The 14,696-nt window shown below is 60.7% G+C and carries 13 protein-coding genes; 11 read left to right on the top strand and 2 right to left on the bottom strand.

What is annotated here, in order from left to right; all coding sequences use genetic code 11:
- Window positions 1-30: 30 nt before the first annotated feature.
- Window positions 31-1,590: a sugar transferase gene (locus J8C01_RS04890; protein ID WP_211432573.1), complete on the bottom strand. Its 1,560-nt coding sequence runs from the start codon at window positions 1,588-1,590 to the stop codon at window positions 31-33.
- 225 nt (window positions 1,591-1,815) lie between these two features.
- On the opposite strand from J8C01_RS04890, the gene J8C01_RS04885 reads away from it, so the two are divergent.
- The 11 genes from J8C01_RS04885 to J8C01_RS04835 all read left to right on the top strand — a co-directional run bounded on the left by J8C01_RS04885 (window position 1,816) and on the right by J8C01_RS04835 (window position 14,126).
- Window positions 1,816-2,574 carry a metallophosphoesterase gene (locus J8C01_RS04885; protein WP_211432572.1) on the top strand — a complete coding sequence of 253 codons (759 nt, stop codon included), beginning with the start codon at window positions 1,816-1,818 and terminating at the stop codon, window positions 2,572-2,574.
- Window positions 2,571-3,770, top strand: coding sequence for an MFS transporter (locus J8C01_RS04880; RefSeq protein WP_211432571.1), 1,200 nt, complete (start codon window positions 2,571-2,573; stop codon window positions 3,768-3,770). Before J8C01_RS04885 ends, J8C01_RS04880 begins: the two co-directional genes overlap by 4 nt.
- Before the next feature lie 112 nt (window positions 3,771-3,882).
- The gene (locus J8C01_RS04875) at window positions 3,883-5,124 is read left to right on the top strand and encodes a VWA domain-containing protein (RefSeq protein ID WP_211432570.1); all 1,242 of its coding nucleotides are present in this window, start codon (window positions 3,883-3,885) and stop codon (window positions 5,122-5,124) included.
- 16 nt (window positions 5,125-5,140) lie between these two features.
- The gene (locus J8C01_RS04870) at window positions 5,141-5,815 is read left to right on the top strand and encodes a LolA family protein (RefSeq protein WP_014099494.1); all 675 of its coding nucleotides are present in this window, start codon (window positions 5,141-5,143) and stop codon (window positions 5,813-5,815) included.
- Window positions 5,816-5,938: 123 nt separating this feature from the next.
- Window positions 5,939-7,147 (top strand): aminotransferase class I/II-fold pyridoxal phosphate-dependent enzyme, encoded by a 1,209-nt coding sequence (locus J8C01_RS04865; protein ID WP_249355480.1) that lies wholly within the window; start codon window positions 5,939-5,941, stop codon window positions 7,145-7,147.
- A gap of 95 nt (window positions 7,148-7,242) precedes the next feature.
- A complete protein-coding gene (sppA, locus tag J8C01_RS04860) occupies window positions 7,243-9,063 on the top strand; it encodes a signal peptide peptidase SppA (RefSeq protein ID WP_014099492.1) in 1,821 nt (606 codons plus the stop codon).
- A gap of 53 nt (window positions 9,064-9,116) precedes the next feature.
- Window positions 9,117-10,274 carry an HD domain-containing phosphohydrolase gene (locus J8C01_RS04855; protein ID WP_211432569.1) on the top strand — a complete coding sequence of 386 codons (1,158 nt, stop codon included), beginning with the start codon at window positions 9,117-9,119 and terminating at the stop codon, window positions 10,272-10,274.
- 226 nt (window positions 10,275-10,500) lie between these two features.
- Window positions 10,501-11,247 (top strand): YebC/PmpR family DNA-binding transcriptional regulator, encoded by a 747-nt coding sequence (locus J8C01_RS04850; RefSeq protein WP_014099490.1) that lies wholly within the window; start codon window positions 10,501-10,503, stop codon window positions 11,245-11,247.
- Window positions 11,248-11,256: 9 nt separating this feature from the next.
- Window positions 11,257-12,120 (top strand): alpha/beta fold hydrolase, encoded by an 864-nt coding sequence (locus J8C01_RS04845; RefSeq protein WP_211432568.1) that lies wholly within the window; start codon window positions 11,257-11,259, stop codon window positions 12,118-12,120.
- A gap of 8 nt (window positions 12,121-12,128) precedes the next feature.
- The gene (gene rsmI, locus J8C01_RS04840; RefSeq protein ID WP_211432567.1) at window positions 12,129-12,977 is read left to right on the top strand and encodes a 16S rRNA (cytidine(1402)-2'-O)-methyltransferase; all 849 of its coding nucleotides are present in this window, start codon (window positions 12,129-12,131) and stop codon (window positions 12,975-12,977) included.
- A gap of 81 nt (window positions 12,978-13,058) precedes the next feature.
- Window positions 13,059-14,126 (top strand): 3-deoxy-7-phosphoheptulonate synthase, encoded by a 1,068-nt coding sequence (locus J8C01_RS04835; RefSeq protein WP_041569549.1) that lies wholly within the window; start codon window positions 13,059-13,061, stop codon window positions 14,124-14,126.
- A 36-nt stretch (window positions 14,127-14,162) separates the two neighbouring features.
- Here the strand turns inward: J8C01_RS04835 and J8C01_RS04830 are convergent, their stop codons facing one another.
- Complete coding sequence (locus tag J8C01_RS04830; RefSeq protein WP_014099486.1) at window positions 14,163-14,537, bottom strand: hypothetical protein; 375 nt, start codon at window positions 14,535-14,537, stop codon at window positions 14,163-14,165.
- Window positions 14,538-14,696: the final 159 nt, after the last annotated feature.

Genomic DNA, 14,696 nt, shown 5'->3' with positions numbered 1-14,696 from the left:
AGGTTACGTCCGGCCGGAGCCGGCTGGTTGTCAGTAGGTGTTATCGCCCCGGAGCACGACCGGAATCGTGCGGAGCAGAATCTTGATGTCCAACCACAACGACCAGTTTTCGATGTAGTAGATGTCCAGCCGCACCATCTGCTCAAACGTGAGCCGATTGCGCCCCGAAACCTGCCACAGGCCCGTCACGCCGCCTTTGACATTGAAACGGGCCCGGTGCCAGTCCTGATATTCGGCAACCTCGTAGGGAATGGGCGGACGCGGGCCGACCAGGCTCATCTCGCCCTTGAGCACGTTCCACAGATTGGGCAGCTCATCGAGGCTGTAGCGACGGATCCACTTGCCGACCTTCGTCAGACGCGGGTCGTTGAACACCTTGCCGTAGAGCGGTTTTCCACGTGTCCCGCGATTGGCGCGGGCGGGATACTTAATCGTTTCAACCATCAGCCGTCGGTGAATCTCATCCGTGGCATCGGCATACATCGAACGGAACTTGAGCATCTGGAAGGTGCGCCCGTCCATACCGACCCGTTCCTGCCGGTAGAAAATCGGTCCCGGCGACTCGCGGCGAATGGCAATCGCAATCAGCGCAAACACAGGCGACAGGACGATCAGCCCCAACCCGGCACCGACCACATCCAGGGCACGCTTCAGAAACCGATTGACCCCCGACAGCGGATCACGAAAGAGCTGGATCATCGGCAGTGAGCCAAGCTGCTCGATCTGGGTTTTTTCGGGCAGGCAGTTGAACAGGCTCGGAACAACCCGGAAGTTGAGGTGATGTTTCCGGCCGGCGTTCATCATGGCGTTGAAAATCCGGCGCGGATGAAGCTGTGCGTCGGTGATGAGAACTTCCTTGATGCCGAGCGCCCGGGCCAGTTCCGGCAGGTCATCGAACGTGCCAATAACCGGCACATCTTCGATGGTATCCGGGACATCCGCCGTCCGCTCGTCCGTGGTGAGCACCCCCAGCACCTTGTACCCCAGACGCGGCGACTCGTTGATTTCCGCAATACAGACGCGGGCTTCCTCCCCGACGCCGACCACGAATGCCGGAATGAGACCGTAGCCCTTGCTGCGGACCCAGGACTGCGCCTGCCGCAGGAGCACCCGGCTGGCAACGACCAGCAGGAGCATGATGGCCCAGTCACAGACAAACACCACCCGCGACAGAAACAGCGGCTGGTTGAGAATGCCACGGTGGAAAAACAGCAGGGTTACGAAACCGTAGATACACCCCAGCGAAACGCCTTTGAATGCACCCAGGAGGTCGTCCGAGTACCGGAAGGCCCCGCGCAGCCGGTAAAGTCCATAGTGCCGGAGCGTCAGTATCCTGACGAGCAGCAGCGTCGGCAGGAACGGCACATAGGGTGTAAACGACGGCTCGACCTGCCAGAAGGTCGAAGCCATCCAGATGCCAGCCGCCAGTGACCCGGTGGCGGCCAAGGCATCGAAAAGCAGCAACCCGGCAATGACCAAAGGCCCCAGGGAATGAAATGTGCTGTCGCTGACCGAAGGTACAAGACGAACGAAAGGAACGGCCGTCGAAGATGAAGGCGACCCAAGCGGCGGAAGCGTTGTTTGTGACATGCTTTGTTTTTTTGGAAACGAAGACAAAATGATGGCGCACGCTGTGCGCCGTCAGCCTATGAAATATCGCGTCTGATTTCATTACCTCAGCACGGTAATTTCAACCAAAGTTTCTCGAAAAGCCTGCTTTCTCATAGGATATACGCCATTTTTGACGCCAGAGGATGCGAAAAAGTTGGTTTCCTTCAGGGTGGTCCGTCCGTATGGTGTTTCCAAAGGTAGCTCATGCGTGTCTTTGCCTTGGGTGATCCCCATCTGTCCTTCGCCAAGCCCAAACCCATGCACATTTTCGGTGAGCACTGGCGCAACCACGCCGACCGGATTGCGGCGGCCTGGTCGGCACTGGGAACGCCCGATGATGTCCTCATTCTGGCTGGCGATCTTTCCTGGGCCATGCGCGCCGAAGATGTACGCCCCGACCTCGACTGGATCGCCCGGCTTCCAGGGCGAAAGCTCATCATTCGCGGCAACCACGACTACTGGTGGCACTCGCTGGCCAAGGTACGGGCCATGGCAGACAGCTCCATCATCCCCCTGCAGGCCACGTGCTTTGTGCTGGAACGGGTGGCCTTCGTCGGGACACGCGGCTGGCAGTGTCCGGGCGATGAACCAAGCACTGATACGCTTGAACGCCAGGAAGCCCTGTTGCGCCGCGAAAAGGTGCGCCGGGAATACACCGCGCAGGACCGCAAGATTTACCTGCGTGAAGTCGGAAGGCTGCGTCTGGGACTCGAAGCCGCCCGCCAGCGCCGGAGCGAGTTCGACAAACTCGTGGTCATCCTCCACTATCCCCCAATGAACGCCCGCCACGAACCAAGCGGTTTCACGGAGCTGCTGGCTGAGTACGATGTGGACTGGTGTGTATATGGTCACCTGCACGGCGCGGCCATTGCCACAGCTTTCAACGGGCAACTGGGGCGGACCCGCTTGCAGTTGGTCAGCGCCGACAGCCTTGATTTCACGCCTTTTCAACTCGACCTGTGAGCAGCCGCACGCCCATTTCACGCCCCATTATGCTGCTTGGTCTGGTCAGCCTGCTGACCGACATGGCCAGCGAACTGCTCTACCCGGTTGCCCCGCTCTACCTGACCGGTCCGCTCGGCGCTTCCCTTGTTCTGGTGGGTCTGCTGGAGGGCATCGCCGAAGGCATGGCTGGTTTCCTCAAGGGTTACTTTGGCGCGCTTTCCGACCGGCTTGGCACACGCGCGCCCTTCGTGCAGGCGGGTTACACCCTGTCGGCATTCTCCAAGCCGCTTCCCGGTTTGTGGCCGGCCGCCGGGGCGGTTGTCGTGGGCCGGCTGGCTGACCGCCTGGGCAAGGGACTGCGCAGCGCCCCACGGGATGCCCTGCTGGCCGGTTATGCCCCGGCCGGGGCGCAGGGGCGCGTGTTTGGGTTTCACCGGGCAATGGATACGGCTGGTGCGGTGCTGGGTCCACTGCTGGCCATTGCCTTTCTCACCTGGCGGCCCGGCGACTACACCACGCTGTTTCTGCTGGCGTTTCTGCCCGGCATCCTGGCCGTGCTCTGCGTGTGGTGGGTCAAGGATGTGCCCTTTCAGCCAGCGTCCGGCCGGCGCTTTGCGCCCTTTGCTGTCTTTGCCTACTGGCGCAGTGCACCGGCGGCATACCGTCAACTGGTGGCAGCGCTCACCCTGTTCGGTCTGGTCAACAGCAGTGATGTGTTTCTCATTCTCAAGGCGAAACAGGTTGGGTTTTCGGATACGGCGGCCATTGGCGGCTATGTGCTTTACAACGGGGTCTATGCCTTGGCGGCTTACCCGGCCGGCGACCTGGCCGACCGCCTGGGCAAGCGGCAGGTCATCGTGCTGGGGCTGGGCCTGTATGCCGTCGTGTATGCCGGGTTTGCACTCCTGACGCAAATCTGGCAGGTCTGGTTGTGCTTTGCGCTGTATGGTCTCTATGCCGCCGCGACGGAAGGCGTCAGCAAGGCGTGGATTGCCGACCTTGTTCCGCCCGAACAGCGTGGGTCAGCCATTGGTTTGCAGACCATGCTGGCCAGCTTCAGCATCCTTGTGGCGAGCAGCCTGGCGGGACTGCTCTGGGAGCAGGTCGCGCCGGTGGCTCCCTTCTGGCTGGCGGCGAGTGGGGCTGGTCTGGCTGCCCTCTGGCTCGGTACGGTCTCACCTGGCACGCAGGCAGAACCGTCAGGCCGGGGATGACTTGTCGGGCCGTAGGGACGTGTGACAAAAGGCCCGGGTGTGGAACGGCCAGGCAACGCTGCGTCCTCTGCCAACGCCAAACCCAAGCCACTATCCTCCTGGAGGTGACGACGTGAACCTGAACCCGCTCCCTGGTCGGATGCCCGGCCGTCTCATCCTCGTCGGCTTGTGCCTTCTGGCGCTTGGTGTGCCGTCCGTCCGGCCCTACCGCCCGGTGCTCGCGCAGTCCGGTGCGACGCGGAAAACAACTCCGCCGCCCCCTGAAAACGACAAGCCTAACCGGACGCTCCCCGATGAAAAGCCTTCGGCAAACCCCAGCGGCACATCCCAGGAAGGGCAGGACCCCAATCGTCCGATGGGCACGCCGCGCCGGCGTCCTCCGACCAAGGCCCCAACCACCGATGACGAAGGCAATGTCATCGTGCTGGCGACGGATGTCGTCAATCTGGAAGTCGTCGTCTATGACAAGAAGACGGGCCGCCTTTTTACCGACCTCAAACCGGCGAACTTCACCATTCTGGAAGACGGCGTCAAACAGGAAATCACCAATTTTCGGGCCGGTGACAGCGACCTTACGCTCGTCATGGTGCTCGAATACAGCCGTGCGATCGGGCCGCTCGTGTTTGAAGTCCTCGAACCGGCGGCGCAGTTCATCGAGCGGTTCGTACGCCCCAACGATTACATCTCCATCGTCGCGTTTGACCTGCGTCCCAAAGTGCTCACGGACTTCACAAACGACCCGGCCGTGCTGCGCTCCAACATCGCGCTCCTGTACCGCAACTTCCCTGCCTTTACGGAAAGCAACCTCTTCGACACGCTGAAGTTCGTCATCAAGGGCGGAAAGCTTGACGGCGAAGACTACACCGGGCTGGAAGAAGTCCAGGGCCGCACGGCCATTCTGCTCATTGCCCTTGGCATTGATACGTTCAGCCGCATCAACTATGACCAGGCACGCAAAATCGTCGAAAATGCCGGCATACCGGTGTACTGCATCGGCATCGGCAACCTGTTCTACAAGCTCAATGACCCACGGCTGTCGCCGGAGGCCAACCTGACGTTCCTCCAGGCATTCAACACCCTGCGTACCTTTGCCGAAAGTTCTGGCGGGCGCTATTTTCCGGTGACATTCATCGGTGAACTGCCGACGACCCTGCGCTCGATTGATACCCTGCTGCGCAACCAGTACAGCCTGGGTTACGAACCGACCAACCCGCGCCGGGAGGGCAAGCGGCGCAAAATCGAAGTGCTCGTGGATGTGGACGGCGACGGCAAACCGGACAACAAACGTCTCGAAGTCCAGTACCGGCGCAGCTACATCGAACCCGGCGGCAATGACGGCAAACGCAAGAAGTGAGCTTCAGCCGACGTTCATGCAGCGCCGCCATTTTCTGTTGAAAAGCCTGGTGGGTTTTGGCTGGTGGCTGACGGCCGGCCCGGCCGGAGGGCAGGCCGCCCGACGCCCGACACCCGACGCAGCCCGTCTGCTGGAGGGCGTTCTGCGGCGCTACAGCCGCCTGAACACGCTCACGGCCGCATTCACCCAGATTCACCGGGGACGCCAGACCCTCCGCGAGCAGGGCACGCTGGCGCTGCAACGGCAGGGACGGATGCGCTGGGATTACACCGCGCCCAGCGTCAAACAGTTTCTGTGCGACGGCCGGCACACCTACTTCTACAGCGCCGCCCGGCAGCGGTACACCGTGGAGCCGGTACGCGCCAGCCGCGATCCCCGTACACCGTTTCTGTTTCTGCTGGGCGACCGGCGGGCAGCCCGGCTGTTCCGCCAGGTTGAACTGGCGGCCGTACCGCCGGTGCGTCCGGGATACGTCGTCCTGCGGCTCACACCACGGGAGCGCATCGAGCTGGTGACGGCGGTACTGGTTGAATGTCATCCCACGACCTTTGAACTGGCGCGGATTTCACTCCTCAGTGCCGCCGGTGAACAGGACGACTTCCTGCTTTCGGAGATTGTCGAAAATCCGCCCCTGCCGGACGGCTTTTTTAGCTTTACCCCACCGGCCGGGGCCCAGCGCGCGACGCCCTGAACTATTGCCTCCGTGAAGATTGCAGCCCGCACTGGATTTCGCTACAAGTGCTTGGCCAAGCAAAACATCTTCGTGGGTTGCGTCCCGGTGTCGGGACCACTCCTGCCTTTGAGGTGACGGTGTATGTCCAGCCCCAGTCCTGCATTGTTTCGGCCTGCCGAGCGCACGAAAAACTACAACTATGCCATCCGCAACATCGTGGCCGCTGCCAAGGCCGTGGAAGCCGAAGGCCGTTCGGTGACCTATCTCAACATTGGCGACCCGGTGCTGTACGGGCTTCAGCCGCCCGCCATCCTGCAGGAAGCCCTGGCCCGTGCCGTACGCGAGGGACACAACGGCTACGCGCCCTCGGTGGGGACGCTGGCTGCGCGTGAAGCCATCGTTCAGGAAGCCGAAAGGCGCGGCGTGTATCTTTCGCCTGAAGATGTCGTCATCAGTTCGGGTGCGTCGGAAGCGGCTGACATGGTGCTGAGTGCGTTGCTGGAGCCGGGCGATGACGTGTTGACGCCCTGCCCGACCTATCCGCTCTACACGGCCATTACCGCCAAGCTGGGCGCGCGTGAAAACTACTACCGGCTCGACCCGGAGCAGGGCTGGCTGCCTGACCCGGACGAAATCCGGGACAGGATCACGCCCCGGACCCGTGCCATCGTCATCATCAACCCGAACAACCCCTGTGGTGCGGTCTATGATGCGCGGCTGCTGCTGGAACTGCTCACTATTGCCGAAGCCCACGGGTTGGTCGTCATTGCCGATGAGGTCTATTGCCGGCTGACCTACGGCCCGCCGCCGCCGCCCATGGCCCAGCTCGCGGCTGGAATGGATGTGCCGGTCGTCACGCTGGAAAGCCTCTCGAAGTCGCATCTGGTGCCGGGCTGGCGCGTGGGCTGGATGACCTACACCAACACACAGCGTTTTGGGGAAGTGATTGCTGCCGTCCGCAAGATTGCCGAAGCCCGGATTTGCAGTCCATTGCCGACGCAGCAAGTGCTTCCTGTGGCCCTGGAAAACCAGTCACATCTGCCGTCCCTCATCGAGGAAATGAAACTGCGGGCGGCCATTACCGTCGAAGCTCTCAATGCCATCCCCGGCATCCGTTGTATTGCCCCCCAGGCGGCTTTCTATGCCATGGGACAGGTGGCTGACCTGAAGGGACAGACGGATGAGGCATTCGTGCTGGCCCTGCTGCGGGCTACCGGCGTGCTCTTTGTGCACGGCTCCGGCTTCGGGCTGAACCCGCACGATGGCTTTTTCCGCATCGTCTTTCTACCCCCGCCTGACACCCTGCGGGAGGTCTATGCCCGGCTGGCATCCTTTGTCCAGCAACGCTGAGACTGTGTATAGTCATTGCTTGCGCCTTTAGCCACAAAGGGCGTCTGGATGTAGCCGGCCGGTTTTATGGATGGGATAGAAAAGCAATCCAAGCCATGCGCGATTTTCTGAAGTACGTGTTTGCCAGCCTGACCGGCACCCTCATCTTCTTCGGGCTTGTCCTTGGGGGCATCCTGCTGCTGCTGGCTTCGGTGGCATCACTGTCCAGTGGACGCAGCCCTGAACCGGCTGTTCAGGACAAAACGATACTGGTGTTCGATCTTTCGGCCACGATTTCCGACATTGCCCCCAGCGATGACGGCCGCGAAGTGGACGTGCAGCGGCTGTTGCGCGGCAGCGGGGGGAAAATCCTGCCGCTGAGCACCATTCTGGATTGCCTGGACAAGGCGGCGGCGGACAAACGGGTGGTGGGGCTATACCTGCATGGCAATCTGTCCACGGAAGGTTACGGCTCCGGCTTTGCCGCGCTGCGGGAAATCCGCGAAGCCCTGCTGCGCTTCAAGGCGTCCAAAAAGCCCATCTACGCCTACAACCAGGTGTATAGCGAACGCGATTACTACCTGGCGTCCGTGGCGGACAAAATCTTTCTCAACCCCTTTGGCGCGATTGAAATGAACGGGCTGGCCTCGGAGATGATGTTCCTGGGCGAAGCCTTCAAGAAATATGGTGTCGGCATTCAGGTCACACGGGTCGGCAAGTACAAATCGGCAGTCGAACCCCTCCTGTTCGACAAAATGAGTCCTGAAAACCGGGAGCAGACCCAAAAGCTGCTGGACGACGTGTGGGGCGAGTTCGTCAGTGGCGTGGCAACAGCGCGGCAACTGACGCCCGATGACCTCCAGCGCCTGGCCAACGAAAAAGCCATCCTGGTCGGACCGGAAGCCGTGGCCGCCAAACTGGCCGACGAAACAGCCTATCTTGACCAGGTGCTTGGCACGTTGCGCAAGCTGAGCGAGGTCAAAGATGACAAAGCGCCCTTCCGGCAGGTGACACTTCCGGCCTACGCCCGCGTATCGCGGCGTTCACTCGGTCTGGAACGCACCTCACGGAACATCATTGCCGTTGTCTATGCCGAAGGGGAGATCGTGGATGGAGCCGGAAGCGATGGTCAGATCGGCGGCGACCGCCTGGCAAAGGAACTGCGCCGGCTTCGGCAGGACGACCAGATCAAGGCCGTTGTGCTGCGCGTCAACAGTCCCGGCGGCAGCGCGCTGGCCTCGGAGGTCATCCGCCGTGAACTAGCCGAAACCCGTGCGGCCGGCAAGCCGGTGGTTGTTTCGATGGGTACGGTAGCCGCTTCCGGCGGGTACTGGATTTCCACCGCCAGCGACAAAATTTTCGCCGCGCCCAACACGATTACCGGCTCTATCGGCGTTTTTGGCATTCTGCCCAACATTCAAAAACTGGCCGGTGATTACGGCGTCAAGTGGGACACGGCCAAAACCAATCGCTACGCTGACCTGGGCACAATCACCCGCCCCAAGACCGAAGACGAACTGAAACTCATTCAGGCCAATGTGGATCGTATCTACGATGAGTTCTTGACACGGGTGGCGGAAGCCCGGAAGCTACCCAAGGAAACCGTACAGGAAATTGCACAGGGGCGCATCTGGTCGGGAGCGGAAGCCAAACGACTCGGACTCGTGGACGAATTTGGCGGGCTGGAGGCGGCCATTCAGGCGGCTGCCGAACTGGCCAAGCTGGGGAATGACTGGAAAATTGCCGAGTATCCCAAGCGGCGCAACCTGGCTGAGCAGCTTGCCAAGCTGCTCACCGATGAGGAGCCGGAGCGTCTGGTGCAGGGACCGGTGCAACGTGAACTGGAGCAGTTATGGGCCGAAACGGCAGCACTGGCCGCCTTCAACGATCCGCTCGGCGTCTATGCCCGGCTTCCCTTCCTGCTTCGCTTCAACTAAGGGCCGGTATCGTCACGCTTTTCTGTTTTTGATCTCTGGGTGAGTACAAGGCTATGGATGACGCTCGCATTCGGGATGCACGGATTCTTGTTGTTGATGACCTTGAACTAAACATCAAGCTGCTGGAAAATCTCCTGGCAGAAGCCGGCTACCGGCGGGTTTTCAGCACGACGGACTCACGGCAGGTTGCGCAACTCTACCGGGAGCTGTCACCCGACCTGGTCATCCTTGACCTGCACATGCCCCACCGCAATGGCTTTCAGGTGATGGAAGACCTGCGGGAAATCGAGCATGATTCCTACATTCCCGTTCTGGTGCTGACCGGACTGCCCGATCACGCCACCCGCCTGCGCGCTCTTGAAGCTGGCGCGCGCGATTTTCTGAGCAAACCGTTCGAGCACGTCGAAGCCCTGACCCGCATCCGCAACATGATCGAGGTGCGGCTGCTGCACAATGAAGTCCGGGAACAGAACCGGATTCTGGAAGAAAAAGTGCGCCAGCGCACGCAGCAGCTTCGTGAAACGCAGTTGGAAATCGTGCGGCGGTTGGGACGTGCCGCAGAATACCGCGACAATGTCACCGGCATGCACGTCATCCGCATGAGCCACTACTGCGCCGAACTGGCCCGCGCCATCGGCTGGGACGATGAAGCCTGTGAAATGCTTCTGCATGCCAGCCCGATGCATGACATTGGAAAAATCGGCATTCCCGACCGCATCCTTCTCAAGGAAGGCAAACTGACGCCTGAAGAATGGGAAGTGATGAAGTCCCATGCCACCATCGGGGCCGAACTCCTCAGTGGCTCAACGTCCCCCCTGATGCACATGGCGATGGAGATTGCCCTTTCCCACCACGAGAAATGGGATGGGTCAGGCTACCCCAACGGTCTCAAGGGCGAGCAGATTCCCATTGTGGGGCGGATTGTGGCGCTGTGCGATGTGTTTGATGCTCTGACGACGGAGCGGCCGTATAAACAGGCCTGGTCGGTCGAAGAAGTCATTGCCGAGATTGACCGGCAGAGCGGACGGCACTTCGATCCCAATCTCGTGGAAGCTTTCAAGTCCATCCTGCCCAAGATTTTACAGATTCGTGAACGCTACACGGAAAAGGCTGCCACGACGGCTGCCGTGGCCAGACACACCGGCGGTCACCAGCGGCTCGTGCCGGACGAAAAACACCACCTACCACCCTACTTTCAGCCACAGGGCTGAGTTCTCGCAACATCTGGGAGACCTCCGACGGCTTCGTTAGCGCCGATAGCCAGCCCCTTCCTGACAACGCGGCTTGAGGCAGCATCACAAACCCTTCCTTACTGTCTGCTTTCACCTGCATTGCGCCAGCCGGCAGGATTTCTGTGCTAGATTCAGCCACACGGGCCTGGCGGCCCATCAAGCTCTTTTCACGACATCGTTTCGTTTTGAGGAAGACCGAAAAGCTATGTCTGGTCATAGTAAGTGGCATACCATCAAACACAAAAAAGGGGCGCTCGACGCCAAGCGGGGCAAAATCACCACCCGGCTCGTCAAGGAACTGACCGTTGCGGCACGGGTCGGAGGCGGCGATCCGGCAGGCAACCCGCGTCTCCGCAAGGCCATTGCCGATGCCAAGGCGGAGAACATTCCCAACGACACCATCGAGCGGGCCATCAAGCGGGGCACGGGTGAAATCGAAGGTGCAGCCTACGAGGAGATCATCTATGAAGGCTACGGCCCAGCCGGCGTTGCCATTCTGCTCGAAGCTGCAACTGACAACCGCAACCGTACGGTCAGTGAACTCCGCCATCTTTTTTCCAAGAACGGCGGCAACCTGGGTGAAACCGGCAGCGTAAGTTGGCTCTTCGATCCCAAAGGCGTCATCACGCTCGAAAAGGATGTGAAGTCAGAAGAAGAACTTTTTGAGATTGCCGTTGGCGCTGGCGCCGAAGACCTGCGTGATTTGGGTGAATACTGGGAGATTCAGACGCAACCGGAGGCTTTCGATGCCGTCCTGGCGGCTCTCAAGGCGGCTGGTGTCCCAACGGTTTCGGCTGACATAACGCGCGTCCCGAAAACCTATGTTCGCCTTGAAGGGAAGGATGCCCAGCAGATGCTCAAGCTCTATGAGGCCCTCGACGACCACGATGACGTGCAGAAAATCTCGACCAATTTTGAGATTGATGATGCCGAGTTTGACCGGTTGAAGTAACACTCCTGTATGTCATCTCTCGCCGAAGCTCCCGTGCATGCGCTGACTTCCGTCTGGATGTGGCGTGGGCAGCGCATGCACTACGCCCGGCGCGGGAGTGGGGAGCCGGTGCTGCTTATCCACAGCCTTAACGCCGCCGCCTCGGCCTATGAAATGCGCAAGGTGTTTCTGGGGCTGGAGGACACCTTCGATGTCATTGCCCCGGACCTGCCCGGTTTTGGCGCTTCCGAGCGCCGGCGGATGGATTACACAGCCAATCTCTATACGGACTTTATCCTTGATTTTTGCCGCGCGCGCATCGGCATCCCCTGCCATGTCATTGCCAGCTCGCTTGGCGCAGCCTATGTCATCCGTGCGGCGAGCCTGGCACCGGAACTGTTCCGCAAACTGGTTCTCATTGCGCCCACCGGCATTCGCGCTCTGGCCGATGAACGGCCCACACGCCTGCGCCAAACCGCACGCCACATCCTCTTTTCACCTGTGGGAACCCTGTTTTTCAAAGCGCTCAGCACGCGGCCCGTCATCCGTTACTTTATGACGAATCAGGGCTTTTACGACCCCCGGTGTTTCACTCGTGAGCATGCTGAGCATCTCTACCGCACCATGCGGGTCAAAAATGCCAAGTATGCTCCCATCGCTTTTCTGACCGGCATCGCCAACTGCAACATCAGCTATGCTTTCGGTCGGCTTCTGCAACCGGTGCTCCTGGTTTGGGGCAAAAATGCCCGCACCACCCCGGCGCGTCAGGCCGAAGATTTCCTCGCACGCAAACCGGAGGCCCAACTCGTCCTGTTTGAGAACTGCGCGCTTCTGCCGCACGACGAACACGCCGACCGGTTCAACCAACTGGCCAGACAGTTTCTCGCCAGCTAACGCCCCCCATGCCGCTTTACGTGGTGCCGACCCCCATTGGCCATCTGGAAGACATCACCTACCGCGCCGTTCGGGTCCTACGCGAAGCCGACCTCATTGCCTGCGAAGATACGCGGCGGACGCGCCAACTGCTGCACCACTACGGCATTTCGACACCACTCATCAGCTATCACGAACACAACGAACGGCAGCGGACAGGTGAACTGCTGGAACGGCTGCGGGCGGGCGACACCATAGCCCTGGTCAGTGACGCCGGCACGCCGCTCATTTCAGACCCGGGCGGACAGCTCCTGCGCGCCGCCATTGATGCGGGTTTGCCCGTCAGCGCCCTGCCCGGCCCCTGTGCCGCCACCACGGCATTGAGCGCCGCCGGCCTGTCGGCAGAGGGCTTTCACTTTGTTGGTTTTCTTCCACCCAAGTCGGCGGCCCGGCGCAAGGCGCTCGAAGCCCTGGCTGATGAACCGGTCACGATGGTGTTCTATGAAGCGCCCCACCGGTTGCTGGCTTTTCTGCAGGATGCCCTGACCATACTGGGCGACCGCCCGGCCGTCGTGGCGCGGGAGTTGACCAAACTCCACGAAACCTACGTCCGGGGGACACTGGCCACCCTTACGGCGCATTTCGGGGCGGAAACACCGCGTGGAGAAATTGTCGTTCTCATTGACGGGAAACCCACCGTGCCACTGCCACCACCAGACGACACGATACTTCTGGCAGAAATCGAACGCGGCATCGCGGAACACGGGCTGAGTGCCACGGAAGCCATCCGGCAGACGGCACAGCGTTATGGACTCCCCCGCCGCCAGGTCTATCAGCAGTGGCTACGTCACCGGGCCGTTGCGCCACGCGGAGCATAACTGCTATGTCTTGTTTACGCTCATCAGCCCGTGTGCAACCCTGGTTCCCGGCCCCCCCATCCGGCTGCGGTGCTTTTTGCCATGCGCCATCTTATTGACGACGTTCGTATTCAATCCTTCGAGCCAATTCCAACTCCCAATGAACTGCGAGATGCCCTCCCTGTCAGCGACCGGGCTGCCGAGACGGTGTACCGTACCCGCGAAGCCATCAAGCGCATCCTGCGCCACGAAGATGACCGCCTGCTGGTGGTGGTCGGCCCCTGCTCCATTCATGACCCACAGGCGGCGATGGAATATGCCAGCCGCCTCCGTCCCCTGTGCCAGGAATACGCTGATGATCTGGTGATTACAATGCGGGTGTACTTTGAAAAACCCCGCACGACCGTTGGCTGGAAGGGACTTGTCAACGATCCCAATCTGGACGGGACGTTCAATGTCCGGCGCGGTCTGTGGCTGGCCCGCCACCTGCTCGTGGAACTGGCTGAAATGCAGGTTCCGGCCGGGAGTGAGTTCGTGGACCTGATTTCCCCGCAGTACACGGCCGAACTCGTCAGTTGGGGGGCCATTGGCGCACGTACCACGGAAAGTCAGTCACATCGTGAACTGGCTTCCGGGCTGTCCTGCCCGGTCGGCTTCAAGAACGGCACCGGCGGTACGATTCAAATCGCAGTGGATGCCGTGCGCTCGGCGCGCGAACCCCACGCCTTCCTGTCACACACCAAGGACGGCCGCTCGGCGTTGTTTCGCACCACCGGAAACCCGGACTGCCACATCATTTTGCGCGGAGGGCGGGTGCCCAACTACGACGCCCACCATGTGGCGGAAGCCGTCCAGTTGATGGAAAGCGCCGGACTGCCGGCACGCATCATGATTGATTGCAGCCATGCCAACTCCGGCAAAGACCACCGGCGGCAGCCAGCCGTGTGCCGCAATGTGGCCACCCAAGTGGCTGAGGGCAACCGGGCGATCATCGGCACGATGCTTGAAAGCCACCTTGTCGAAGGCAAACAAACGCACGTACCAGGGCAACCGCTGGTCTATGGACAAAGCATCACCGACGCATGTATTGGCTGGGAAGAAACCGAAAAGCTTCTGGCCGAGTTGGCCCAAGCGGTACGCCTTCGCCGGCGGTCACTGACGCGGAGCTAACCTCTGCCCCGCGTCAGTGGATGGATACAACCGGTATCACTCTTTGGGAAGCAGCGAGCCAATTGTGCCGAAGACGGTGTCAGCTATGCCTTGGATGGCATTATCCACAGCCTTGTCAAGACCCAGCCGGGCCACTTGGTCGGAAAGGATCTCCGTTCCTTCAATGATGCCGAAGGGCCAGAGCATAAACAGTGCCACAAAGGGAGTGGCCAGCACTGTGACCCCGATGCGGATGAATTCATTACTCCCCAAGGGCGTCCCTTCAAGAAAGCGGTAGGTTTCTTTCCCGGAGCGGTAAATACCAAGGAGGGGCGTTACCGGCAACATGGTCATCGGATAGACATAACCGGTAATCATCAGGTTGGTAAAGCCACGTTCAGTCACAGGAGGGAGGGCGGTGGTTTCGCTCATAACGACTGCGTACCTCGCACGTAAAACTGGCATGCATTCCGGTCCGGGTCGTGTAACCTTTTCCCTGCACCAGTTGCCAGGGGCGTGGGCCGGCCGGAATGCCGTCGTGGATGGTGTCGGGGACGCCGTGTGAAACATGATCCGTCGCAGGGTGCCCTT

This window comes from Chloracidobacterium sp. D (genome assembly GCF_018304685.1).
Lineage (GTDB): Bacteria > Acidobacteriota > Blastocatellia > Chloracidobacteriales > Chloracidobacteriaceae > Chloracidobacterium > Chloracidobacterium thermophilum.
This window is presented reverse-complemented; position numbering and strand designations above follow the sequence as displayed.